Origin of the sequence: Pectobacterium sp. CFBP8739 (genome assembly GCF_013449375.1) — a bacterium.
In the GTDB taxonomy this organism is placed as follows: domain Bacteria; phylum Pseudomonadota; class Gammaproteobacteria; order Enterobacterales; family Enterobacteriaceae; genus Pectobacterium.
Genome location: NZ_JACDRR010000005.1, coordinates 776,618 through 801,246, shown reverse-complemented (window position 1 = coordinate 801,246; position 24,629 = coordinate 776,618). Strand labels below are relative to the sequence as shown.

The window sequence follows — 24,629 nt, the reverse complement described above, 5'->3', positions numbered from 1 at the left end:
AGAGGATTATCATAACGCTAATGGAATTTACGTGCTACAGCGCACATTGTTAACGTTATGCGGCAACGCATGGCAGGGGATATATGGTGAATGGCATGAGGGCGACAGCAAACGTGTCGCACCCAAGCCTTTATTGAGCCAAATGCTTTATTGATCCAAATACTTCATTGATCCAAATAGTCGTTAATCAAATAGCCGTTCATCACGGATAGCGGCACAGACGGCGTCGGTCAGTTTACGCAGTTCATCAGGCTGAATGATAAACGGCGGCATCAGATAAATGAGCCGACCAAACGGTCGAATCCAGACGCCGCGCTCGACGAAGAAACGCTGTAGTCGCGCCATATTAACCGGGCGCTTTGTTTCCACCACACCGATTGCACCCAATACGCGGACGTCTGCTACCAGCGGAGAATCCGCGCAGGGTTGTAGCGCGTCTCGCAACTGCCGCTCAATCTGCTGTACCTGCTGCTGCCAGCGGTTTTCCGCCAGCAGCGACAGGCTGGCGTTGGCCGCCGCGCACGCGAGTGGATTACCCATAAATGTGGGGCCGTGCATAAAGCAGCCTGCTTCGCCGTTGCTGATGGTTTCCGCTATCGTCCGGGTGGTCAGCGTGGCTGAGAGCGTCATGTAGCCGCCGGTAAGCGCTTTTCCCAGACACATAATGTCGGGTGAAATTCCCGCGTGTTCGCAGGCAAACAGTTTGCCGGTGCGGCCAAATCCGGTCGCGATCTCATCGGCAATCAGCAAGATCCCACATTGGTCGCACAGCTCCCGTACCCGACGCAGGTAGGTCGGATGGTAAAAGCGCATGCCGCCTGCGCCCTGCACGATGGGTTCCAGAATCACGGCGGCGATCTCATGCGCGTGCGCTGACAGCATCGTCTGTAGCGGGGCGATGTCGGCTTCCTGCCACGCGTCGGAAAAAACGCCTTCGTAGAGAGAATCGCAGGGCGGCGCATCGACAAACAGATGCGTAGGCAGATAGCCCTGATACAGACTGTGCATCGAATTTTGCGGATCGCACACGGACATCGCACCGAAGGTGTCGCCGTGATAACCATGACGCAGGGTGAGAAAGCGCTGACGGGTTTCACCACGTGCCTGCCAATATTGCAGCGCCATTTTCATCGCCACTTCGACGGCCACTGAGCCGGAATCCGCCAGAAACACGCATTCCAGCGCATCCGGCGTGATGTCTACTAGTTGACGACACAGCGCTACCGCTGCCGGATGGGTGATACCGCCGAACATCACGTGCGACATCTGGCTGAGCTGAGTCTGCACCGCCTGATTGATCGTCGGATGGTTGTAACCGTGAATCGCCGCCCACCACGATGACATGCCGTCGATCAGGCGACGTCCGGCATCCAGATGAAGTTCGACACCGCTGGCTGCGACCACTGGATAGCAGGGCAGTGGCTCGGTCATCGAGGTATAGGGATGCCAAATGTGGCGCTGGTCAAAAGCGATGTCTTCCGGGCTCATGATGATCTTTCGTAAACTAAAATGGATTCTATTTGGTTGACAGTATATCGGGTTAATTTACACTGGCGAAACGTTTTTAGTTTGGAGATGCCGAGATGGCTGACCGCATTTACTGGACGCTTGAGCAAGCGCAAGACTTATTTAATAAACCTTTTCTGGAACTGATGTTTGAAGCGCAGCAGGTCCATCGCCAGCATTTTGACCCCCGTCAGGTACAGGTAAGCACGCTACTATCGATAAAAACCGGTGCCTGTCCTGAAGACTGCAAGTATTGCCCGCAGAGCTCCCGCTATCGTACCGGGATTGATACCGAACGCCTGATGCAGGTTGAGCAGGTGCTGGAGTCGGCCCGTCAGGCAAAAGCGGCAGGATCGACGCGTTTTTGTATGGGTGCAGCGTGGAAAAATCCACACGAGCGCGATATGCCGTATCTGGAACAGATGGTAAAAGGCGTTAAAGCGATGGGGATGGAAACCTGCATGACACTGGGAACGCTGCATAACGATCAGGCCGAGCGTCTGGCTTCTGCCGGACTGGATTTCTATAACCATAACCTCGACACCTCGCCGGAGTTTTACGGCAGTATCATCACCACCCGTACCTATCAGGAACGTCTGGATACGTTGGATAAAGTGCGCGGGGCTGGCATTAAAGTCTGTTCCGGCGGCATCGTTGGGCTGGGCGAAACCGTGCGCGATCGCGCCGGGCTGTTGGTGCAACTGGCTAACTTGCCGACGCCGCCGGAAAGCGTGCCGATCAACATGCTGGTTAAGGTGAAAGGAACGCCGCTGGCGGAGAATGAGGACGTCGATCCGTTTGATTTCATTCGCACGATTGCCGTGGCGCGCATCATGATGCCTGCTTCCTATGTGCGTCTGTCCGCCGGACGCGAGCAGATGAGTGAACAAACGCAGGCGATGTGTTTTATGGCCGGTGCGAACTCTATTTTCTATGGCTGCAAACTGCTGACGACACCCAACCCGAAAGAAGACAAGGATTTGGCGCTGTTCCTCAAATTAGGTCTGAACCCGCAGCAGACGGCGACCGAATACGGGGATAACCAACAGCAACAGCGGTTAGCAGAACAGCTGATTAATGCCGATAGCGAGCAGTTTTATAATGCTGCGGTATAACGCCTTGCGAGCGCGCCGTCAGGTAAGGCGTGTTGCATTATGAGCTGGCAGCAACGTATTAAAGGCGCGCTGGCGCAACGCCAGCGTGATGATGCTTACCGTGTGAGGCTGGCTAATCAAGGCGGCAGCGGGCGCTGGCTGATGCAGGGCGATCGCTGTTATCTGAATTTTTCCAGCAACGACTATCTGGGGCTGAGCCACCACCCGGAAATTGTGCGTGCCTGGCAGTTGGGCGCTGAACAATACGGGATTGGCAGCGGCGGTTCCGGACATGTGACGGGGTATACCGATGCCCATGCCTCGCTGGAAAATCAGCTTGCCGACTGGCTGGGCTATCCGCGTGCGCTGCTGTTTATTTCCGGCTATGCCGCAAATCAGGCCGTGGTAGCCGCGCTGGCACAGGCGGAAGACCGTATTTTGGCCGATAAACTCAGCCATGCGTCGCTGCTGGAAGCGGCGGCACAGTCACCGGCGACCCTACGGCGCTTTAAACATAATCAGGCCGATAATCTGCAGGCGCTGCTGGAAAAGCCTGCCGACGGCCAGACGCTGGTGGTGACCGAAGGCGTTTTCAGTATGGATGGCGATACCGCGCCGCTGTCGGCGCTACAGGCCCAGTGTCGGGCGCACGATGCCTGGCTGATGGTGGATGATGCACACGGGATTGGCGTGCTGGGCGATGAAGGACGCGGGAGCTGTTGGCAGCAAGGCGTTCAACCTGAGCTGCTGATTGTCACGTTCGGCAAAGCGTTTGGCGTGAGCGGCGCGGCGGTGCTGTGCGCTGAACCGCTGGCCGAATACTTCCTGCAATTTGCCCGTCATTTGATTTACAGCACCTCGATGCCCGCAGCGCAGGCCTGTGCGCTGAGCGCGGCGCTCAACTGTGTTCGTCAGGGCGATGCGCGGCGTGATGCACTGCGGCGCAATGTTGAGCAGTTCCGTGCAGGTTTTTCCAACTCCACCTATCAACTGATGGATTCACAGAGTGCGATTCAGCCGCTGATTGTCGGTGAGAACGCGCGGGCAATGGCCCTGATGAGTCATCTGCGTGAACAGGGCGTGTGGGTCAGTGCGATGCGTCCGCCGACAGTGCCTGTCGGCAGCGCGCGTCTGCGGATTACGCTAACGGCGGAACATCAGCCGGAAGATATCAGTCGCTTGCTTACGGTATTGCACCATGCTGACAGAAAACTATAACAAGCAGGCGATTGCGCAGGCGTTTGGGCGTGCGGCGGGGTGTTACGATCGCTTTGCCGAGCTGCAACGTACCAGCGGAGAACGTCTGCTGGCATTAATGCCGCCGCACGGCGGTCTAAAGGTGTTGGATGCGGGGTGCGGAACCGGCCATTTTAGCCGCCACTGGCGTCAGGCTGGTCACTATGTGACCGCGCTGGATTTGTCGGTAGACATGCTGGCGTATGCCCGTGAACTGGACGCAGCAGACTGCTATCAGGAAGGGGATATCGAAAATCTGCCGTTGGCGGATGGCTGTGTGGATATCAGCTATAGCAATCTGGCTGTGCAGTGGTGTGACTCGTTACCACGAGCGCTGGCCGAGCTGTATCGGGTTACACGACCGGGGGGCGTGATTGCGTTTGCGACGCTGGCGGACGGCTCCTTAAGCGAACTGTCACAGGCGTGGCAGCGGCTGGACGGCACGCAGCGGACGAACCGCTTTCTGCCGCTCTCCGCTATCGATGCGGCCTGTCAGCCTTATCGGCATCATTTAGTACAAGAACGTGAAGTCTGCCTTTTTCCCGATGTATTGACGTTGATGAAATCGCTGAAGGGGATTGGCGCGACCTGGCTGCACGAAGGGCGTACGCCGGGGCTATTGAGCCGGGCACGTCTGGCGGCATTGTCTGCCCATTATCCGCAAGAACAGGGCGGCTACCCGCTTAGCTATCAACTGGTTTATGGAGTGATTTATCGTGATTGAGCGCTGGTTTGTGACGGGCACGGATACCGAAGTTGGGAAAACGGTCGCGAGTACGGCGCTACTTCAGGCAGCGAATCAGGCTGGATACCGCACCGCAGGCTATAAACCCGTGGCGTCCGGCTGTGAAATGACGGCCGACGGCATTCGCAACAGCGATGCGCTGGCGCTTCAGGCCAATAGCAGCGTCCGACTGAATTATCAGGCGGTGAACCCGCTGGCGTTTATGGAGCCGACGTCACCGCATATTATCAGCGCGGTAGAGCAGCGGCCTATCTCTCTTTCGGCGCTATCCGCAGGGCTGCGGGCATTAGAAACGCAGGCGGATTGGCTGCTGGTCGAAGGCGCTGGCGGGTGGTTTACGCCGCTGTCGGCGCAGGATACGTTTGCCGACTGGGTGGTTCAAGAACAGCTTCCCGTGATTTTGGTGGTCGGCATCAAGCTGGGTTGTATCAACCACGCGATGTTAACGGCTCACGCCATTCAACACGCGGGCCTGCGACTCGGCGGCTGGATTGCTAATGACATCACGCCGCCCGGAAAATGGCACCAGCCGTATCTGCACACGCTGCAACAACGCCTGCCCGCGCCGGTGCTGGGCGAAATTCCTTATGTATCGGATCTTCAGCGGCATGATCTGGGGCAGTACATTGATATTGGGTTATTAACGAAGTAATCACTTTTGTTAACCCTCAGCTGACTTTAATCATCACAGTAGGTTTTATTGTTTTTTTACCGGCATCTGTTTCATGCGTGTAAAACCTACATTTTCATGTCGATTAATAGATAAAACCTTCTTGAGTTTTCCCCTGACTCCCCGCCATGCCTGAATTGTTGCGATTTAGCTCTCTGCTGTTTTTAGTCTTTTTCCGTCTAATACTTATGCGATAAATCACAGAAAGAGTGTGAAGAAAATCCATATCAGAGGGAATCACGAATGAAGCGGGTATTTCTCTAACTCAGTGCTGATGCGGGGTTGTGGGAGTTATCCACCATTTCTGTGGATAACTATGTGTATTATGGATAGACAACGCGTCCTAACCGAGAGCTGGCGCGGGTTGTCGCCAGGTTGGCGCTATTCTCCACGGTTTTGCTAATCTATTTATTATCATATGCTTAAGTAAAATCAAGCGTCTTAAGCAGCAATGGTGCGTAGTTGCATAAATTAACGTCACCACGTGTCCCTCATGTTACATTTTTACCAAGTCTGGGGATAAATCATGATGATTTTATCTGGTAGATTGAAGATGGATGTGCTAGCAAATTCATTTGTTGATTAATCATCCAATCCAGCGATAATTCTCTTGATGCTGTTTTTATATCCAGTATCATTGCGGTGGCGAATTTCGCAATTGGCATTCAAAATAAAGCTCGTATGTCGCATGCGTCAGCGTGGTCGCTGTCAGTATGATAACGGTGCGACAAGGGATGCCGATGACGACCTACAGCCGTGCCTGAAATCGTCAGCTTGTGCCTTTTACCTGCCTCCGAGCATCCACCCACGAACATCGCATTGCGCGATGCGTAATAACGATAAGTAGCGTGCTTAACGATGAGTAAAGTATTTACACTGAATTCTGACTTTAAACCGGCAGGCGATCAGCCTGAGGCCATTCGTCGTTTAAAAGAGGGCCTGGAAGACGGGTTAGCGCACCAAACGCTGCTCGGAGTAACCGGTTCGGGTAAGACGTTCACGATCGCCAACGTGATTGCCGACCTCAATCGGCCGACAATGATGCTGGCGCCAAATAAAACGCTGGCGGCTCAGCTGTACGGCGAAATGAAAGAATTCTTTCCTGATAATGCCGTCGAATACTTCGTTTCTTACTACGACTATTATCAGCCGGAAGCCTACGTCCCGAGTTCGGACACCTTCATTGAAAAAGATGCGTCGGTTAACGAACATATTGAGCAGATGCGTCTTTCTGCGACAAAAGCGTTGCTGGAGCGGCGTGATGTGATCGTCGTGGCTTCGGTGTCCGCTATCTATGGTCTGGGCGATCCCGATCTCTATCTGAAAATGATGCTGCACCTGACGCAGGGGATGCTGATTGACCAACGTGCTATTTTGCGGCGTCTGGCTGAATTGCAATATTCCCGCAACGATCAGGCGTTTCAGCGTGGTACCTTCCGCGTACGCGGTGAGGTGATCGATATCTTCCCTGCGGAATCTGACGAAATCGCGCTGCGTGTTGAACTGTTTGATGAGGAAGTGGAACGATTGTCGCTGTTTGACCCGCTGACGGGTCATGTCCTCCAGACGGTGCCGCGCTATACCATCTATCCAAAAACGCACTACGTCACGCCGCGTGAGCGTATTTTGCAGGCAATGGAAGATATCAAGGTGGAACTGGCCGATCGCAGAAAGGTACTGCTGGCGAATGATAAGCTGGTGGAAGAGCAGCGGCTGAGTCAGCGTACGCAGTTTGATTTGGAGATGATGAACGAACTGGGTTACTGCTCCGGTATCGAAAACTACTCGCGCTACCTTTCTGGTCGCGGTCCCGGTGAGCCGCCACCGACGCTGTTTGACTATCTGCCTGCAGACGGACTGCTGGTCATCGATGAATCCCACGTCACCGTTCCTCAGATCGGCGGTATGTATCGCGGTGACCGCGCGCGTAAAGAGACGCTGGTCGAATACGGTTTCCGGCTGCCTTCGGCGCTGGATAACCGACCGATGAAATTTGAAGAATTTGAAGCGCTGGCTCCACAGACGATCTACGTCTCTGCGACGCCGGGTCACTATGAGCTGGAAAAATCGGGCGGTGAAGTGATCGATCAAGTAGTACGCCCTACTGGGCTGCTCGATCCGATCATCGAAGTGCGACCTGTGGCGACACAAGTGGACGACCTGCTTTCCGAAATTCGTCAGCGTGCGGCGGTTAACGAACGTGTGCTGGTCACGACACTGACCAAGCGAATGGCGGAAGACCTGACGGAATATCTGGAAGAGCACGGTGAGCGGGTGCGTTATCTGCACTCGGATATTGATACCGTCGAACGTGTCGAAATCATCCGTGATTTGCGCCTGGGCGAGTTTGACGTGCTGGTGGGTATCAACCTGCTGCGCGAAGGGTTGGATATGCCTGAAGTGTCGCTGGTGGCGATTCTGGATGCCGATAAAGAGGGCTTCCTGCGTTCTGAACGTTCCCTGATCCAGACGATTGGCCGTGCGGCGCGTAACCTGCGCGGGAAGGCGATTCTGTACGGCGACAAGATTACGCCATCCATGGCGAAGGCGATTGGCGAAACGGAACGCCGTCGTGAGAAGCAAGAGGCGTACAACACCGAGCACGGGATTGTGCCGCAGGGGCTCAATAAGAAAATTTCCGATATTCTGCAACTGGGGCAGCCGACGAACAGAGGCAAAGGGCGAGGCAGCCGTAAAGCGGCTGAACCGGCCGCACGCTATGAGCTGATGACGCCGAAGGCGCTGGAGCTGAAAATCCGCGAGCTGGAAAGCAAGATGCTGACACATGCGCAGAATCTTGAATTTGAAGAGGCTGCGGCTTTGCGCGATGAGGTACAGGCATTGCGCGCAAAATTTATTGCTGCATCCTAACGATGCAAGCACTCACGGAGGATCAATGATGGACCCTATTATACCGGGTGTTGAAGTGCTGTTTGTGGCAGGTTTCGGGCCGATCGTGAAATCGCTGTCTGCTAGCCATGCGCTCTATGTTGATACGCTGAAGTTGCCGCTCAAGCCCGTTGCGGAAGGGAGCGACTATCTGGTGAGCGATGAAATGGGTGGCGTAAAACATTTCGCGCTGTGGCCATTGTCACAGGCTAGCGAATCCTGTTTCGGGTATGGGAAGTGGCCTACGGATCTGCCTGAACCGCAAAGCTGGCTGGAATTTGAAGTGGCGGATATGGCGGATGCGACCCGTACGCTAAAAGCGCAAGGTTATGCGCTGCTGGTAGAGAACCGCCTTGAACCCTGGGGACAGCAGGTCACGCGTTTCCTGAGCCCCGAAGGTATTCTGATTGGCGTGACTTATACGCCGTGGCTGCGAGATTGAGAACCTAGCAGTTGTAGCGCCCGATCAATAGCCTGGCGCAGTAGCTCACGGTCATGATGGTGAGGCACATCTGCGGCGGCCAGTTCTTGCTGCACGATCAGGCGGTCGCCGATCTGACTGACATCGACTTTCGGGCCGACAATCGCAGCATCAACCACGGGTTTCCCTACCTTGTGTTCAATCCAAGATAGCTTCTCCGCCAGCGTCAGGCGGGCGGCGGGGTTACTCTGCTCGCTGCCCAGATTACCGATGTAAACCATCGGTGCGGGCGTGCGGCGGAGCGCCTGTGTCAAATCGTCCAGCAGCAGCAGCGGCATCAGGCTAGTCAGAAAACTGCCGGGGCCAATCAAAATCAGGTCGGCTTTGGCGATGGCGTCAATCGCCTCGCGCGTGGCCTGTACCGTCGGGTACAGCATCAAATCTTGCGGTAAAGCCGCCAGTTGATCGATCTCGACTTCGCCATAAATGGGGTTACCCTGTTCATCAATTGCCATTAAATCGACCGGATGCTCGGACATCGGAATTAAAAAAGTATCCACCTTGAGCAGGTTGCGAATCAGATTAATGGCTTCCAGTGGCCGCACGCTCAGGTGATCGAGCGCTTTTAGCATCAGGTTGCCCAGATTGTGTCCAGCCAGTTCACCGTTACCGTTAAACCGATACTCAAACATCGCAGACGCCACGCTGGGCGTAGTAATGAGTTGATTCAGGCAATTGCGAGTATCGCCCCAGGCAATGCCGCCTTCTGAGCGCCGGATACGGCCAGTAGATCCACCGTTATCCGTCGTCGTGACAATGCCGGTTAGCCGTGAACCTAGGGAAGAGAGCGAAGACATCACACGACCTAAGCCGTGCCCGCCGCCGAGTGCGACAACCCTGTCGAGGTCGGCCAACGTGCGATTGCGCATAGAAAACCTTATGAATGAGCCAGAGGAATAGAAACGACATATGACGATCGTCGCTAAGGTAGCTGATTTCAGCTTAAAACGCGAAAAATCCTCACACTGGCATGACCTGAGACAATTTCTGCGGCGTATTTTCCCGTATGCTGTATATCATAAGGTATTGAAAATTCGTTGTATATTTTATCATATACCGATTTTGAGAGTGGTTGACTGTGCTTTTTCGCAGTAGACTGTTCAATGAAATCACGATTCTTTATTGGTTGCTCTGCTGATGTTTAACGGATAACTGAGTGGAATCAAACTCCTAGCCTTGGTGCCTAAGTGATGCGCGTTGTGCGCGTGATACGGTGCCCTGGCCGTGGCCTTCGCGGTCACCAGGGTGCGAGGTAGAAATGCCTGCATCTCCCGTATTTGGAAAGGTGTTTATGGTGAGTCAACTGACTGATGCGTTTGCGCGCAAGTTCTACTATTTGCGTCTGTCTATCACAGACGTCTGCAATTTTCGTTGTACCTACTGTCTGCCGGATGGTTACCAGGCCAATGGCACTAATCCACATCGCTTTTTATCACTCGATGAAATTCGTCGCGTCAGCCGCGCTTTTGCCGAATTAGGGACGGAAAAAGTCCGCCTGACTGGCGGTGAACCGTCTCTGCGCCGTGACTTTGTCGATATCATCGCTGCCATCCGTGAAAATCCTGCGATTCGCACGCTGGCGGTGACTACTAACGGCTACCGTTTGGCGCGGGACGTTGCTCAATGGCGAGAAGCAGGGCTAACCGCGCTGAACGTCAGCGTTGACAGCTTGGATGCACGCCAGTTTCATGCGATTACTGGGCAGGATAAATTCCGGCAGGTGATGGACGGCATCGACGCTGCCTTTGAGTGCGGCTTTGCCAAGGTCAAAGTTAACACGGTGCTGATGCGCGATGTAAATGCGGGCAGCCTGCAAACCTTTCTCGACTGGATTAAACACCGCCCGATTCAACTACGCTTTATTGAGCTGATGGAAACTGGGGAAGGGGGCGATCTGTTTCGCCGTCACCACGTTTCCGGCGAGGTGATCCGCCAGCAGTTGTTGCAGCAAGGCTGGCAACAACAACAACGCGCACGCAGCGACGGTCCCGCGCAGGTATTCAGCCATCCTGACTATCAGGGCGAAATCGGGCTGATTATGCCGTATGAGAAAGATTTCTGCCTGAGCTGTAACCGTCTTCGAGTCTCGGCCATAGGGAATCTTCACCTGTGTCTCTTTGGCGAACAGGGTATTCCACTGCGTGATTTACTGGTTGACGATCGTCACCTCGATGATTTGAAAATGCGTATATCGGGTGGATTATCGACGAAGAAGCAGACCCATTTCCTGCATGAAGGGAATAGCGGCATCACGCAAAACCTGTCATTTATCGGCGGTTAATCCGCGACATCACTGATTCTTAAAGGAGCTTGACATGAGCAAAGTCAGCAGCGAATTCGTTTCTCTCAACCTTGCGGTACTGACCGTTTCTGAGCGCCGTACGGCGGAAGATGACACCTCCGGTGATTATCTGCGTGAAGTGGCGCAGTCCGCAGGACATCGCATCGTCGACAGCGCGATCGTGAAAGAGAACCTGTACCAGATTCGGGCACGGGTCTCAGCGTGGATTGCCAGCGACGAGGTGCAGGGCATTTTGATTAATGGCGGGACGGGCTTTACCGCAGGGGACGTGGTGCCGGAAGCCATTGGCGTGTTGTTCGATCGGGAAATTGAAGGCTTCGGCGAGCTGTTTCGCATGGTGTCGTATGAAGATATTGGTACAGCGACGCTGCAATCCCGTGCGCTTGCCGGTCTGGCTAACCAGACGGTGATTTTCGCTATGCCGGGTTCGACTCGTGCCTGCCGAACCGCATGGGAACGCATCATTCAGGAACAGCTGGATGCGCGCCAGAAGCCGTGCAATTTTTACCCGCACGTGAAAAAAAACTCTTAACGGTAAGCCTTATTCATTATGTCATCATCTAAGCCACAATTGACCCACATTAACGCCGCTGGTGAAGCCGCGATGGTGGATGTGTCCGCCAAAGTTGAAACCGTGCGCGAAGCCCGCGCGGAAGCCTTCGTTGAAATGGCACCGCAGACGTTGGCGATGATTATTGCCGGCAGCCATCATAAGGGCGATGTATTCGCCACCGCACGCATCGCTGGGATTCAGGCGGCGAAACGCACCTGGGAACTGATTCCGCTCTGTCATCCGCTGCTGTTGAGCAAAGTGGCTGTCGAGTTGGAAGCGCAGCCGGAACACAATCGAGTTCGTATCGAATCCGTGTGTCGCCTGACGGGGAAAACCGGCGTAGAGATGGAAGCACTGACGGCGGCCTCCGTCGCCGCGTTGACCATCTATGACATGTGCAAGGCCGTGCAGAAAGACATGGTGATTGGTCCGGTGCGTCTGCTGGCGAAAAGCGGCGGCAAATCCGGCGATTTTACGGTGGAGGGCGCATGATTAAGGTGTTGTTTTTTGCACAAGTTCGTGAACTGACCGAAACGGACAGCCTGTCTCTGCCTGCTGAGTATGCCACCGTAGAGGACGTGCGACAGGCGTTGTGCCAGCGTGGCACACGCTGGGCGCTGGCGCTGGAATCGGGCAAGCTGCTGGCCGCGGTCAATCAGTCGCTGGTTGAGCTTACGCACCCGCTACAGGACGGTGATGAAGTGGCGTTTTTCCCACCGGTAACGGGAGGTTGATCGTGGCAGAGACGCGTATTCGGGTCGGTGAAGAGAACTTCAACGTAGGGGATGAATATCAGTGGCTGGCGCAGTGTGATGAAGACGGCGCGGTGGTGACGTTCACCGGTAAGGTGCGTAATCACAATCTGGCGAAAGACGTCAGCGCCTTGACGCTGGAACATTACCCCGGTATGACGGAAAAAGCGCTGGCAGAGATTGTCGAGCTGGCCCGCGAGCGCTGGGAACTGCCACGAGTGAGCGTGATTCATCGGGTGGGCGCACTCTATCCGGGCGATGAAATTGTGTTCGTTGGCGTCAGTGCCGCTCACCGTAGCGCGGCGTTTGATGCCGCCCAATTTATTATGGATTACCTGAAAACCCGCGCGCCGTTCTGGAAGCGCGAAGCGACGCCGGAAGGTGAACGCTGGGTGGAATCACGCGACAGTGATAAACAGGCCGCGCAGCGCTGGTAGTTCATTTCTGTGTTAGGATAAAAGGATGGCGGGGGTTCTGTCTCGTTCCCCCAAACAGGCGGTTCGCGCCGCGTTAATCAGATAACTTTTATGCAAAGGTAACATCATGGACAGATATCCACGCTCAGGTTCAATCGTTGAACGCTCGCAGTCGGGTCTCCAGGCCTATATGGCACAGGTTTATGGCTGGATGACCTGCGGCCTGCTGCTGACGGCGTTCGTATCTTGGTATGCGGCGAATACGCCTGCCGTACTGAACTTTGTTTTCTCCAGCCAGATCACCTTCTTCGGCCTGATCATTGCCCAACTGGGGCTGGTCTTTGTGATTTCCGGCATGGTGCAGCGCCTGAACGGCACGGTCGCCACGTCGTTGTTTATGCTCTATTCGGCACTGACGGGGCTGACGCTCTCCAGCATTTTCATTATGTACTCTGGTGAGTCCATCGCCAGCACCTTTGTCATTACGGCGGGGATGTTCGGGGCGATGAGCCTGTACGGTTACACCACGAAGCGGGATTTGAGCGGCTTTGGCAGCATGCTGTTCATGGCACTGATCGGGATTGTGCTGGCTTCGCTGGTGAACCTGTGGTTGAAAAGCGAAGCGCTGATGTGGGCAGTGACCTATATCGGTGTTGTGGTGTTTGTCGGTCTGACCGCCTATGACACCCAGAAGCTGAAAAACATTGGCGAGCAGTTGTCCGTTGATGACAAAGACAGCTTCCGTAAATATTCCATCGTGGGCGCGTTGACGCTGTACCTCGACTTCATCAACCTGTTCCTGATGCTGCTGCGTATTTTCGGTAACCGTCGTTAAGGACAAGGCTATAACCTAAATGCTTTACTGCGTTATGTGAGTCAGTGCAAAGGTTTCGGGCTATGTCAAACATAGCGTTTTTTGTGCCTCATCACACGCCCGACAAGGAGCGCTCAGTTGCCGCAGCTCCTTGACCTATGGCTGTTTGGCGTTAATTGTGCCGCTGCGCGGTACCTTCGGCGCTCGTGACCGCTATTCGTGCCGCCAGTGACGCGTTTACTCGCCCCATAAATGGGGCTCACCCTTCGGGTCAGCACAAGTGCCTGTTCAAAAACGGCTATTGCGTTTTTGTCCGACGCGGCACTGGCTTTCGCGGCGTCCTGCCGCTCACTCGGCGGTCACGTCACCTCAGCACAATTTTTACGCCACCTGGTTATCTTTTTTTCCTTACCTGCTATTACGCAATATTTCGCCTAAAAATGGCGTAGGCTGCCGATCCGGTGGTTAGCGTGATGATGAACAGCGGCCAGAGACTGCCCCAGATAATGCTGAAATCCGCATCCTTGAGGTAAATCTGTTTGGTGATGTCGGTAAAGTGGCGGATCGGGTTAATCCAGGTGATGTGCTGCAACCAGACAGGCATGTTCTCCACCGGCGACACATAGCCGGAAAGCAGAATCGCGGGCATCAGGAAGACGAACACGCCGATGAACGCCTGCTGCTGTGTTGAGCATAGCGAAGAAATCAGCAGACCGAAGCCTACCAGCGACAGGCCGTAGATCAGCATCGTGGTGTAAAACAGCAGTAGCGATCCGGCGAAGGGGATATGGTAAATCAGGATGCCCGCCAGCAGCACGATCGTGGCCTGAAACGTGGCGACAATCAGCGCAGGTACGGCTTTACCGATGAAGATCTGACTGGTGGACAGCGGTGAAACCAGCAGTTGTTCCAGCGTGCCCTGTTCCCGTTCACGTGCTACGGAGAGTGCTGTGACAATCAGCACGCCGATGGTGGCAATCATGGCAATCAGCGACGGCACCACAAACCATTTGTAATCCAGATTTGGGTTATACCAATGGCGCACCACCAGCTCGCTGTTGTTTGGATTGGAAGCGCTCTGATTCGCGCCGCTTTGAGCGGGTCTGGCCGTCAGCAATGCCAACTGATAATCCCGCATGATGTGCTGCACATCGTTGGCGGCGATCTGCGCGCTGTTGGAACGTCTGCCGTCCAGAATCAGCTGAATCGAGGTGCTATTTCCGCTGGCGATATCACGCGAGAACTGCGGCGGGAAGCGCAGGATGAGAAGCGCACGCTGATTATCCAGCGTCGGGGCCACGTCCTGCGAGTTATGCAGCATCAGCACATGAGAAAAAGATTTTGCCTTGGCAAAGCGCTGCGTCAGCTCAATCGCATGAGGGCCGTTATCTTCGCTGTAAATGGCAATGGTCGCATTGGTTACGTCGAGCGTCGCGGCGAAAGGAAACAGGGAAACCTGAAGGATAACGGGCAACACCAGAATGGAGCGTGTTTGCGGATCGCGCAGCAGCGATTGCAGCTCCTTAATAATCAACGTCCACAGACGATGCAGCATAGTCGCTCCCTAATCCAGCCTGCGCCGGGTTTGCCAGGCTGTCAGGCCAATAAAGATCAGCGCCGAGAGAATGAGAAACAGCAGGTTAGTCATCAGCACCGTACCGATATTCCCCGCGAGAAACAGCGTTTGCAGTGTGCTGACGAAATAGCGCGCGGGGATGATGTACGATACGCCGCGGACGAATTCCGGCATGCTGTCGATTTCAAAAATAAAGCCGGACAGCATGATGGCAGGCAGAAATGCCGCATTCAGCGCCACCATGGCGGCGTTGAACTGGTTGCGGGTGAGGGTAGAGATGAGCAGCCCCATGCCCAGCGTGCTGGCAAGAAACAGGCTGCTGATGACAAACAGCAAAATTAGCGAGCCGCGATAGGGCACCTGCATGATAAACGTTGAGACCAGAATACACAGCGTCATGGCGATCATCCCAAGAAAGTAATAAGGGATGAGTTTGGACAGCAGCAGTTCGGTACGGGTGACCTGCGTCGAGAGCAGCGCCTCCATCGTCCCACGCTCCCATTCGCGGGCGATCACCAGCGAGGTGAGGATCGCGCCAATTACCGTCATGATGATGGTTATCGCGCCGGGAATGATGAAATGCTGGCTGATGGCGGCTGGGTTAAACCAGTAGCGCGATTGCACCTCGATAAGCTGCTCGAACGTATCGCCGCGATCTTCCGCCCGCTGCTGTTGCCACAGCAGCCAGATGCCTTCCGCATATCCCTGCACAAAATTCGCCGTGTTGGGTTCGCTGCCGTCGGTGATGACCTGGATCGGTGCACGATCGCCCGGCCGCGCCAGCCGTTCGGCAAAGTCGGTGGGGATGACGATCAGCCCGCGAATGCTGCCGGCCTGCATCTGCTGAATCAGGTACTGACGATTATTGCTGATGGTCGGCGCGATAAACGGTGATGCCGCAAAGGTATTCGCCAGATCGCGCGCGTCCTCACTCTGCTGTTCCATCAGGATACCAACGTGCAGGCGGCTGGAATCCAGATTGATACCGTAGCCAAAGATAAACAGCAACAACAGCGGAATGACGAATGCAATCAGCCCGCTGCTGGGGTCGCGCACGATTTGGCGGGCCTCTTTTAGGCACAGCGCCCGCAGGCGACGCGTGGAGAAGTGCGTGCTGCCGTGCTGGTTGGTTTTATCTTGCTCTGGCCTACTCTGTTCAACCATGCTCCGCCTCCCCGTCGTATGCCTGAATCAGCGCGACAAACGCTTCCTCCATCGTCGGTGATGGTGTCTGTGCGCTGGCTGCCTGCTGTTTCAGTTCGTCCGGTGTGCCGTTGGCGATCAGCTTGCCGTGATACACCAGTCCGATGCGATCGCAATATTCGGCTTCGTCCATAAAGTGTGTGGTAACCATCACCGTGACACCGCGGTTGACCATACCGTTGATATGCATCCAGAACTCGCGTCGGGTCAGCGGATCGACGCCGGAGGTCGGTTCGTCGAGAAACAGAATGTCGGGTTCGTGCATCAGCGCACAGGCTAGCGCCAGCCGTTGTTTGAACCCCAAAGGCAGGGCGTCCGGTGTTTGGCGATAAATGGGTTGGAAATTGAAGGCGTCAGTCATTCCTGCCATTTTATCGCGCTGCGCTTTGCCCTTGAGCCCATAAACGCCGGAGAAAAAACGCAGGTTTTGTTCGACGGTCAGGTTACCGTAGAGCGAGAACTTTTGCGCCATGTACCCCAAATGCTGACGGGCTTTATCGGAGCGGGTTTTCAGATCTATATCGAGCACCAGCGCTTTGCCGTCAGTCGGCACCAGCAGGCCGCACATCATCTTGAACGTAGTCGATTTTCCCGCACCGTTCGGGCCGAGCAGGCCGAAGATTTCTCCGCGTTTCACCTGAAAACTGACGTGATCGGTCGCGGCGAAGTCACCAAATTTTTTCGTCAGCGCCTGAGCTTCAATCACCGTTTCACCACCGCTGACGTCAATCTGCGGAATGATGCTTGCCAATGATGAATCACTGGCCGGACCGCCACCCAGCAGGTCAATAAAGGCATCTTCAAAGCGCGGATCGGTGTCGTGCAGACAGCCAGCTTCCAACTGCAAAGCGGAGAGCAGCGATGCCCGATCCGCATCGGGTCTTAGCATCAGCCTGACGTATTGCCCCTGAATCACACCGTCGCTGACCTGCGGCAAACGCAGCGCGTCCTGCAATACATCCCGATGCCGGCGCTCGCCAGTATCAATCAGAATGCAGCGTCCCGCCATGCGTGCGGTCAGAGCGCGTGGTGCACCGCGATACAGCAGTTCGCCTTCATTCAGTAACAGCACATCCCGACACTGTTCCGCCTCATCAAGATAAGACGTACTCCACAGGATCAACATGCCGTCGTTAGCCAGTTCGTGCACCATGTGCCATAGCTCACGGCGAGAGATCGGGTCGACGCCCACGCCCGGTTCATCCAGCAGCAGTACCTTGGGTTGCCCCAGCAATGTACAGGCCAATCCCAGCTTCTGTTTCATGCCGCCGGACAGTTTGCCCGCCAGCCTGTCGGTAAAGCGGGTCAGATCGGTAAATGACAGCAAGCGGTCAAAGGTTTCTTTGCGCACATCGCCGGTGATACCGCGCAAATCGGCATACAGCGTCAGGTTTTCCATCACTGTCAGATCGTCATACAGACCGAATTTTTGCGGCATGTAGCCCAAAATGGCATGCAGTTGACGATCGTCTTTGATGGGATCCAGATTCGCCACGCGCAGTGTCCCCTTGCTGGGGGTTAATAATCCGGCCAGCATACGCAGCAGGGTGGTTTTACCCGCGCCGTCGGGGCCAACCAGTCCGGTAACCGCACCGCTGTGTATCTCGGCGGTGAGGCTGGCGAGCGCGGGTTTCTCCTGTCCGGCAAAACGTTTTTCCAGCCCGTCCAACGTAATCTGTATGGAAACATTAGTCATGGCGCGCGGGCTCGTGAGCGCGATTGGCATCCTCCGTGCGCGCCTCTTCAAAACGCAGCGTGACCGGCATCCCTTGCCGTAACCCGTCATCGGGATCGTTAACGACGATGCGCAGGCGGTAAACCAGGTCGGTGCGAAGATCTTCGGTTTCGACGCTTTTCGGCGTGAACTCGGCGCTGGGTGAAACAAAACCGACTTTGCCATGATAGGGCTGATTGGGGCGCCCATCGGTGTAAATCAGCATTTGACTACTGGGCACGACGCGGCCGAGATCTTTCTCGCTCACGTAGGCGCGTACCCAAACTGGGCGAGTGAGAGAAAGGGTGAAAACGGTACTGCCCGCCGCCAGCATACTGCCTTTTTCGGCGGCGCGGGTGAGGATCACGCCGGGAGACGGTGCCAGCAGTTCGGCATCCTGTTTATTCAGTTCTGCCTGAGCCAGTCCGGCTTCAGCCTGTGCCACCGCCGCCTGCGCGGCGGTGATTTCCTGTGGTCTATTGCCACGCTCGAACTGGCTCAGCTTGTCTTTCGCTGCCTGTAACGTCGCCAGCGCCTGATTACGTGACGTTCTGGCATCATCCAGCATGTTGGCAGAAATGGCTCGTTTGTCCCACAGCCCTTGCTGACGCTGGTAGAAATTGTTGGCGTAATCATAGGCGGCTTGATTCTGGGCGACCTGAGATCGCACCTGCGCGATCTCTTCCTGCCGGTAGCCTTCCTGCGCTAACTGGAGCTGTGCCTGTGCGCTGGCGAGGTTCGCCTGTGCCTGAAGCTGTGCGTTCAGATAAGGTGCGGCGTCCAGCGTTGCCAGCGACTGGCCTGCCTGCACGGCATCGCCCTCGTCAACGTTCAGCTTGGCCACTCTGCCGCCGACGCGGAAGGCCAAATTGACAGTGCGGATATCGACATTGCCGTAGAGCGTTAACGGTTTTTCCTGCTGTTTCTGGTGGTGATAAAAACCATAACCTGCACCAAGCAGGACAAGAACCAGACCTGCGAACGCCAGTTTTCTCTTGTTCATCACGCATGATTCCTTGTTTATTAAGAATAGCGCCTTGTTTATCAGCGGTCCGCTTGTCAGCGGTCCGCTTGTCAGCGGTAGCGATCCCACAGGCTGTTCAGAAGACGCCTCGTCGCTTATTTCTGGAAGCTATTAATCATATGACGGGTTACGGGGGGTTATGGTGATATAGAGTGATCAAGTTCACAAAAATGCATTGCATTCGGCCGGTTTCTTCACCTATTACTGCCCGTTTCTGGCCTAACACCTTTATTTTGTTAAATAAATAGAAATAATTCGAAAGGCTTGTAATTTATCTCATTGAATGATAATAATTGTTATTAGCAATTACATAGCGATCTGGTTGCATTGATGTCTATGGCGGGTGATATCCCCTCTATTTCAATGCCTGACCAGTCATCACTGCCAAAGTGTTTCGCGTGAGACGAAGCATTTTGGCATTTTTTTGTCTGCGACGACGAGCTTGTTTTCAGGTAAGCACCTCGCCATAGGCGGTGACGTTTATTGACGGTTGGATACATAATCAAAGGGGAAGGACAGTGAACCAAATGCGTACTTTACTCGCATTGATGCCATGCGTGCTGATTGCTCCAGCGTATGCACAGGATGATACGACCAAAAAGGATGAGACGAGCGGTGATGAGATGGTGATTACTGCCTCACGCTCGAACATCCAGCAGCAGAAAGCGCCGCAGGTGGTCACAGTGATTACCAAAGAGCAAATCGAGCAGCAGATGCAGGTCACCTCTGACTCGTCGCAAATTCTGAGTAATCTGCTGCCTTCGTTCTCCCCCAGCCGTCAGAAAATGAGCGGCAGTGGTGAAACCTTCCGTGGTCGTGCCGCTCTGGTGATGATCGACGGCATTCCGCAGTCCAACCCATTACGTCCGACCGGGCGTGAAATGCACACTATCGATTTTTCGATGGTGGAACGCATCGAAGTGATTCACGGCGCGAACGCCACCAATGGTATGGGGGCGACGGGTGGGGTAATCAACATCATCACCCGCCGCCCGGAAAACGGTTCGTTTAATCAACACGTCAACGTGCAAACCACGCTCCCGACAGAAAAGATTCGCGGCGAAACCGCCAGCTATAAAACCACCTATCGGGTCGATGGGCGTGAAGACTATCTCGACTACCTGTTCTCCATTGGTTATGAGAATCAGGGGCTGTATCTGGACGGCAACAATCGGCCTGTTGGTGTGGATAACACCCAGGGCGACACCATGGACTCCCGTTCTTATGACCTGTTAGCGAAAGTTGGGTACTGGCTGGATGACTATCAGCGCATTCAACTGAGTGTAAACCGCTATAACATTAAAAATGAGAATAACTACCTCAGCGTGAATGGTATTCGTAATCAGGGTATTCCTACTACCTCAGTGCGCGGCACACCACCGGGTGAAGCGCCACATAACAGCATATGGACGACCGGCTTAACTTATGAACACCACGATCTGGCAGGAATGAAACTGTCTGCGCTGGTATTTAATCAGCGCTATGAGGCGCTATTCGGCGCAACGAACTCGAACACGTTTCAAGACCCTGCGATAGCGCCCCGCGGGACGCTTTACGATCAATCTCGCTCAGTAGCCAATAAGTACGGCACTAAATTGGCGCTGACTAAAGACGACTTGCTGGATGATACGCTTAAAGTCACCGTCGGATTCGATACGCTGTACGATAAGGGTAAACAAGACCTCTACCTGACCAAGCGTACCTATGTGCCGGAGATGGAGTACACCAACTATTCACCGTTTATTCAGGGTGAATATCAACTGCTGGATAACGTCACATTGCACGCGGGCGTGCGCCACGAGATCGCTAAGCTTCAGGTCGGTGACTATCAAACGCTGGCGTCCAACAATAGCGTGACGGTACAAGGCGGTAGCCCTAAATTTAATGAGACGCTGTATAACGCGGGCATCGTCTATGCGGCAACGGATTCACTGAGTTTGTTTGCCAACTACTCGGAAGGGTTTGGTATGCCGGATGTGGGGCGTGCGCTGCGTTCCATCAGGCGTTCAGGTGTTAGTCTGAAAAACTTTGACGGCTTTAAGCCGATTGTGACAGATAACGTAGAGACGGGGTTCCGTTTTAAGCGGGATAAGTTTGATTTTGAAGCCAGCTATTATGAGTCCAAATCGAAACTGGGCGAAAACGTGACGGAGAGCGGTGGCGTATTTTTGTCCGAACGCCAGCGCACTCAGATTCGCGGTGTTGAAGTGGCTGCGGGATATCAGATCAACGAGCAGCATAAAGTCAATGCTTCCTATGCGCACAGCGAAGGAAAATATGACGACAATAAAGATGGCAAAGTGGATAAAAAATTCAACGGCCTGAATATTGCACCGGATCGTCTGATTACCAGTTGGTCGGCGAACTGGAATGATCAATGGAGCTCATTCGTGCAGGCGAATTATGCCTTTGGTCGTAGCTTTGACGATGCGGGCATGGCGTTTGACGGCTACCTGCTGATGGATGCTGCCGTGGGGTACAAGCTGCCGTATGGCCGCCTCAATGTGGCGGTGGCGAACCTGCTGGATAAACAGTACATCACCTACTATTCGCAGGCGGGGCTTGTTAACGATACGCGCTATTTCTCCGGCCGTGGTCGCACGGTAACGCTGGGTTATTCGATTGATTTCTAAGCGTAACCGATTTAATTCTGTTCTCAATTCAGCAACACGCCAGCGTTTTACGCTGGCCGTGTTGTTGTCTTTTCTGCTGGTGACGCTGACGCAGGCGGCGGAGTCACCGCGCCAGATTCGGCATGCGCTGGGCGTGACTACCGTGGACGGGACGCCGCTGCGTATCGTGACGCTGTTTCAGGGCGCGACGGACTCCGCCGTGGCGCTGGGAATCCAACCGATTGGCGTGGTGGAATCGTGGACGGAGAAACCGATTTATCGCTATCTTCGTCCCGCCTTGCAGGGCGTAACGCTGGTTGGGCTGGAAACACAGCCCAGTCTGGAAACCATCGCGCTACTCAAGCCCGATCTCATCGTGGCGTCTACGTTTCGGCATGAGAAAATCTACGGTCTGCTGTCGCAGATTGCACCGACGATTGCGCTAGACAGGGTGTCTGAATTTAAGGACACGCTACAGATGATGGGCGTGGCGCTGAACAGAGAAGAAAAAGCGAACGAGATTTTATCCCACTGGAACCAGCGCGTGGATGTGCTGCGTGACCGTCTGAAAGCCCGATTCGGTGAACGCTGGCCGCTCAGCGTCTCTATTCTCGAATTCCGTGAAGATCACATGCGTACCTATCTACCTGCCAGTTTTGCCGGATCGGTACTGTCGGAAATCGGCTTTGTCTGGTCGCGGCCGGAAAGCTATACGTCAGGCGTGATGCAAAAGCTCACCAGCAAAGAGAGCATTCCGGTGGTGGATGCCGACCTGTTCTTTGTTTTGCTCCGTTCAGGCAAACCCGCGGTGGCGCAGAACTATCGCGACTGGCAGGCTCACCCGCTCTGGCAGCGGCTGCATGCGTCTCAGCAGCAACAGGTGTATCCGGTGGATAACGTAGCTTGGAGCCTGTCTGGCGGTATTGTGGGGGCGAACCAGATGCTGGATGATATCGAACAACAGTTTGCTGGCAAGACAGAGTCTGCTGATAAGAAAAGCGATATCGCAGAGGAGAGTCAGACGCGATGAGACAAGGCATCGTGACAGCAGCGGGTATCGCATTATTGCTGCTGAGTATGGTCGCCAGCCTGATGCTGGGGCAAACCACCATTTCGTTGGGGGACGTGTTCAATTCACTGTTCCATTACGATCCGCAGCAGATCGATCACATACTGGTGTTGACGACGCGCCTGTCACGAACGGTGATTGCCATCGTCGTCGGTGCCAGCCTCGCCGTCGCCGGAGCCTTAATGCAGGCGTTGACGCGTAATCCGTTGGCGTCGCCGGGGATATTCGGTATTAACGCGGGCGCCATGTTTGCCATCGTGCTGCTGTCTTCGGTGTTTACCTTTTCCTCGCAGATCGCGCTGGCGTGGACGGCCTATTTGGGTGCCGCCGTGGCGGGCGTCATGGTGTACGTGCTGGGTACGCTCGGCAATGCGCGTTCCAGCCATTTACGCATTGTGCTGGCCGGTGCCGCCATTAGCGCGCTGTTTATTGCGTTTACGCAGGCGCTGCTGGTGATCAACCAGGACGGGCTGGACAGCATGCTATTCTGGCTGGCTGGTTCGGTGTCCGGTCGCAGCCTGTCGATGCTGTTACCGCTCTTGCCGTACTTTGCTATCGCGCTATTCCTCGCGCTACTGCTGGCACGACACCTGAATATTCTGGTAGCGGGAGACGAGATCGCCAAAGGGCTGGGGCAGCGAACCGCATTGGTGCGTGCGCTATCTGGGCTGTGCGTGATCGGGCTGGCGGGTGGCGCGGTGGCAATCGCCGGAAATATCGGTTTTGTCGGGCTGATTGTGCCGCATATTGTGCGTCGCGTGCTGTCAACCGATCACCGCTGGCTGCTACCCGGCTGTGCGATTTTCGGTGCTACGCTGCTGCTGCTGGCTGATGTCGCCTCGCGTCTGCTGATCGTGCCGCAGGAAGTACCCGTCGGGGCGATGACCGCGTTGCTGGGTGCGCCTTTCTTCATTTATCTGGCGAGAAGGGGGATGCGGCATGGGTAAGGTGTTGACCGTGCGCGTAGGAGCGGTCTCGCGCCAGATTGATCGCCGTACCTCTGCGGTGGCGCTGTCGCTCCTGCTGGTGTTGCTAGCCGTCGTGTTTCTCTCGCTGTCGCTGGGTGAGGTGGCGATGTCTCCTGCGCAGGTGACGTCGGCGCTGCTGGGCAAGGCAGACAGCGGCGTGCATTTTATCGTCAATGACCTGCGTTTACCGCGCGCGCTGCTGGCGCTGTTGGTGGGCGGAGCACTGGCGATATCCGGCTTGATTCTGCAAAGCATTGTGCGCAATCCGCTGGCTTCGCCGGATATTCTGGGGATTACCAGTGGCGCATCGGCGGCGGCGGTGTTCTTCCTCTCGTTCCTGGCGACGGCGATAAGCCAGCGTTGGTTGCCGCTGGCGGCAATGAGCGGGGCGTGGCTGACGGCGATCGCCATTTATCTGCTGGCCTGGAAGCAGGGCGCATCGCCGCTGCGTCTGGTGTTGGTTGGCGTTGGGCTGTCCGCCATTATGGGCGCAGCAGTGACGATGATGCTGGTGTTTAGCCCGATAGGCACCACGCTGACGGCCTACGTGTGGCTGACGGGCAGTATTTATGGCGCGCAGTGGCAGCATGTGTCTGAGTTAGCGGGTTGGTTGCTGCTCGGTGCACCGTTTTTAGTGGGGCTGGCGAGACACGTTAACGTGCATGAGTTGGATGACGCGCTGGCCTGTGGTGTCGGTCAATCTGTTGGACGCATCCGGCTCGCGCTGCTGACGCTGAGCGTCGCGCTGGCTGGGGCGGCGATTGCCTATGCAGGCGCGATGGCCTTTGTCGGTCTGCTGGCTCCGCATATTGCGAAAAAGCTGGCGAGCCGTTCATTCCCCGGATTGGCGCTGGTGTCGGCGCTGACGGGCGGCTTATTGGTGATGGTGGCCGATTTGATTGGCCGCACGGCGTTCTTACCGTTGGATTTGCCTGCCGGTATTTTTATCTCCGTGCTCGGGACGCCTTTCTTTATCTATTTATTGCTTCGGCAACGTTATTGAGA

22 protein-coding genes and 1 riboswitch are annotated in these 24,629 nt (G+C 55.2%); of the genes, 16 read left to right on the top strand and 6 right to left on the bottom strand.

The genetic code is table 11. The features are described from left to right. Positions 1-183 precede the first annotated feature (183 nt). Complete coding sequence (gene bioA / locus H0247_RS04380) at positions 184-1,488, bottom strand: adenosylmethionine--8-amino-7-oxononanoate transaminase (RefSeq protein WP_180741403.1); 1,305 nt, start codon at positions 1,486-1,488, stop codon at positions 184-186. Between the two features lie 95 nt (positions 1,489-1,583). Between bioA and bioB the strand changes: the two genes are divergently transcribed. The 6 genes from bioB to H0247_RS04350 all read left to right on the top strand — a co-directional run bounded on the left by bioB (position 1,584) and on the right by H0247_RS04350 (position 8,582). After that, on the top strand, positions 1,584-2,621 hold the full coding sequence (gene bioB / locus H0247_RS04375) for a biotin synthase BioB (RefSeq protein ID WP_180741402.1): 1,038 nt from the start codon (positions 1,584-1,586) through the stop codon (positions 2,619-2,621). A gap of 39 nt (positions 2,622-2,660) precedes the next feature. Next, the gene (gene bioF, locus H0247_RS04370; protein WP_180741401.1) at positions 2,661-3,818 is read left to right on the top strand and encodes an 8-amino-7-oxononanoate synthase; all 1,158 of its coding nucleotides are present in this window, start codon (positions 2,661-2,663) and stop codon (positions 3,816-3,818) included. Continuing rightward, on the top strand, positions 3,799-4,560 hold the full coding sequence (gene bioC / locus H0247_RS04365) for a malonyl-ACP O-methyltransferase BioC (RefSeq protein ID WP_180741400.1): 762 nt from the start codon (positions 3,799-3,801) through the stop codon (positions 4,558-4,560). Before bioF ends, bioC begins: the two co-directional genes overlap by 20 nt. Beyond that, positions 4,553-5,233, top strand: a complete 681-nt coding sequence (gene bioD, locus H0247_RS04360) for a dethiobiotin synthase (protein ID WP_180741399.1) — start codon at positions 4,553-4,555, stop codon at positions 5,231-5,233. The genes bioC and bioD overlap by 8 nt, the downstream gene beginning before the upstream one ends. A gap of 876 nt (positions 5,234-6,109) precedes the next feature. Further along, positions 6,110-8,122, top strand: coding sequence for an excinuclease ABC subunit UvrB (gene uvrB, locus H0247_RS04355; RefSeq protein WP_180741398.1), 2,013 nt, complete (start codon positions 6,110-6,112; stop codon positions 8,120-8,122). Between the two features lie 28 nt (positions 8,123-8,150). Beyond that, positions 8,151-8,582, top strand: a complete 432-nt coding sequence (locus tag H0247_RS04350) for a VOC family protein (protein ID WP_180741458.1) — start codon at positions 8,151-8,153, stop codon at positions 8,580-8,582. Here H0247_RS04350 and yvcK read toward each other — a convergent pair. Beyond that, complete coding sequence (gene yvcK / locus H0247_RS04345; RefSeq protein WP_180741397.1) at positions 8,558-9,490, bottom strand: uridine diphosphate-N-acetylglucosamine-binding protein YvcK; 933 nt, start codon at positions 9,488-9,490, stop codon at positions 8,558-8,560. The genes H0247_RS04350 and yvcK overlap by 25 nt on opposite strands. 286 nt (positions 9,491-9,776) lie before the next feature. Further along, positions 9,777-9,925, top strand: a riboswitch (molybdenum cofactor riboswitch). On the opposite strand from yvcK, the gene moaA reads away from it, so the two are divergent. From moaA to H0247_RS04315, 6 genes are all read left to right on the top strand, one after another. Beyond that, positions 9,913-10,902, top strand: coding sequence for a GTP 3',8-cyclase MoaA (moaA, locus tag H0247_RS04340; protein WP_180741396.1), 990 nt, complete (start codon positions 9,913-9,915; stop codon positions 10,900-10,902). (Overlaps the previous riboswitch by 13 nt.) A 34-nt stretch (positions 10,903-10,936) precedes the next feature. Continuing rightward, on the top strand, positions 10,937-11,455 hold the full coding sequence (gene moaB / locus H0247_RS04335) for a molybdenum cofactor biosynthesis protein B (RefSeq protein WP_180741395.1): 519 nt from the start codon (positions 10,937-10,939) through the stop codon (positions 11,453-11,455). A gap of 18 nt (positions 11,456-11,473) precedes the next feature. Further along, a complete protein-coding gene (gene moaC / locus H0247_RS04330) occupies positions 11,474-11,968 on the top strand; it encodes a cyclic pyranopterin monophosphate synthase MoaC (RefSeq protein ID WP_095994227.1) in 495 nt (164 codons plus the stop codon). Next, a complete protein-coding gene (gene moaD, locus H0247_RS04325; RefSeq protein WP_180741394.1) occupies positions 11,965-12,210 on the top strand; it encodes a molybdopterin synthase sulfur carrier subunit in 246 nt (81 codons plus the stop codon). Before moaC ends, moaD begins: the two co-directional genes overlap by 4 nt. 2 nt (positions 12,211-12,212) lie before the next feature. Next, positions 12,213-12,665 (top strand): molybdopterin synthase catalytic subunit MoaE, encoded by a 453-nt coding sequence (gene moaE / locus H0247_RS04320; RefSeq protein ID WP_010280927.1) that lies wholly within the window; start codon positions 12,213-12,215, stop codon positions 12,663-12,665. Positions 12,666-12,771: 106 nt separating this feature from the next. Further along, positions 12,772-13,479 carry a Bax inhibitor-1/YccA family protein gene (locus H0247_RS04315; protein ID WP_180741393.1) on the top strand — a complete coding sequence of 236 codons (708 nt, stop codon included), beginning with the start codon at positions 12,772-12,774 and terminating at the stop codon, positions 13,477-13,479. 397 nt (positions 13,480-13,876) lie between these two features. On the opposite strand, the gene H0247_RS04310 is transcribed toward H0247_RS04315, so the two are convergent. From H0247_RS04310 to hlyD, 4 genes are read right to left on the bottom strand one after another with little or no spacing between them, the layout of a single operon-like run. Further along, positions 13,877-15,013, bottom strand: a complete 1,137-nt coding sequence (locus tag H0247_RS04310; protein WP_180741392.1) for an ABC transporter permease — start codon at positions 15,011-15,013, stop codon at positions 13,877-13,879. Between the two features lie 9 nt (positions 15,014-15,022). Next, positions 15,023-16,198 (bottom strand): ABC transporter permease, encoded by a 1,176-nt coding sequence (locus H0247_RS04305; RefSeq protein ID WP_180741391.1) that lies wholly within the window; start codon positions 16,196-16,198, stop codon positions 15,023-15,025. Beyond that, entirely contained in the window at positions 16,191-17,933 is a 1,743-nt protein-coding gene (locus tag H0247_RS04300) for an ATP-binding cassette domain-containing protein (RefSeq protein WP_180741390.1), read from the bottom strand. Before H0247_RS04300 ends, H0247_RS04305 begins: the two co-directional genes overlap by 8 nt. Further along, a complete protein-coding gene (hlyD, locus tag H0247_RS04295; RefSeq protein ID WP_180741389.1) occupies positions 17,926-18,954 on the bottom strand; it encodes a secretion protein HlyD in 1,029 nt (342 codons plus the stop codon). The genes H0247_RS04300 and hlyD overlap by 8 nt, the downstream gene beginning before the upstream one ends. 548 nt (positions 18,955-19,502) lie before the next feature. On the opposite strand from hlyD, the gene H0247_RS04290 reads away from it, so the two are divergent. The 4 genes from H0247_RS04290 to H0247_RS04275 are packed head-to-tail and all read left to right on the top strand — an operon-like array spanning position 19,503 to position 24,627. Next, positions 19,503-21,608 (top strand): TonB-dependent receptor, encoded by a 2,106-nt coding sequence (locus H0247_RS04290; RefSeq protein WP_180741388.1) that lies wholly within the window; start codon positions 19,503-19,505, stop codon positions 21,606-21,608. Next, positions 21,598-22,617 (top strand): ABC transporter substrate-binding protein, encoded by a 1,020-nt coding sequence (locus H0247_RS04285; protein WP_180741387.1) that lies wholly within the window; start codon positions 21,598-21,600, stop codon positions 22,615-22,617. Before H0247_RS04290 ends, H0247_RS04285 begins: the two co-directional genes overlap by 11 nt. Next, a complete protein-coding gene (locus H0247_RS04280; protein ID WP_180741386.1) occupies positions 22,614-23,603 on the top strand; it encodes an iron ABC transporter permease in 990 nt (329 codons plus the stop codon). Before H0247_RS04285 ends, H0247_RS04280 begins: the two co-directional genes overlap by 4 nt. Further along, entirely contained in the window at positions 23,596-24,627 is a 1,032-nt protein-coding gene (locus tag H0247_RS04275; protein ID WP_180741385.1) for an iron chelate uptake ABC transporter family permease subunit, read from the top strand. The genes H0247_RS04280 and H0247_RS04275 overlap by 8 nt, the downstream gene beginning before the upstream one ends. The last annotated feature ends 2 nt before the right edge of the window (positions 24,628-24,629 follow it).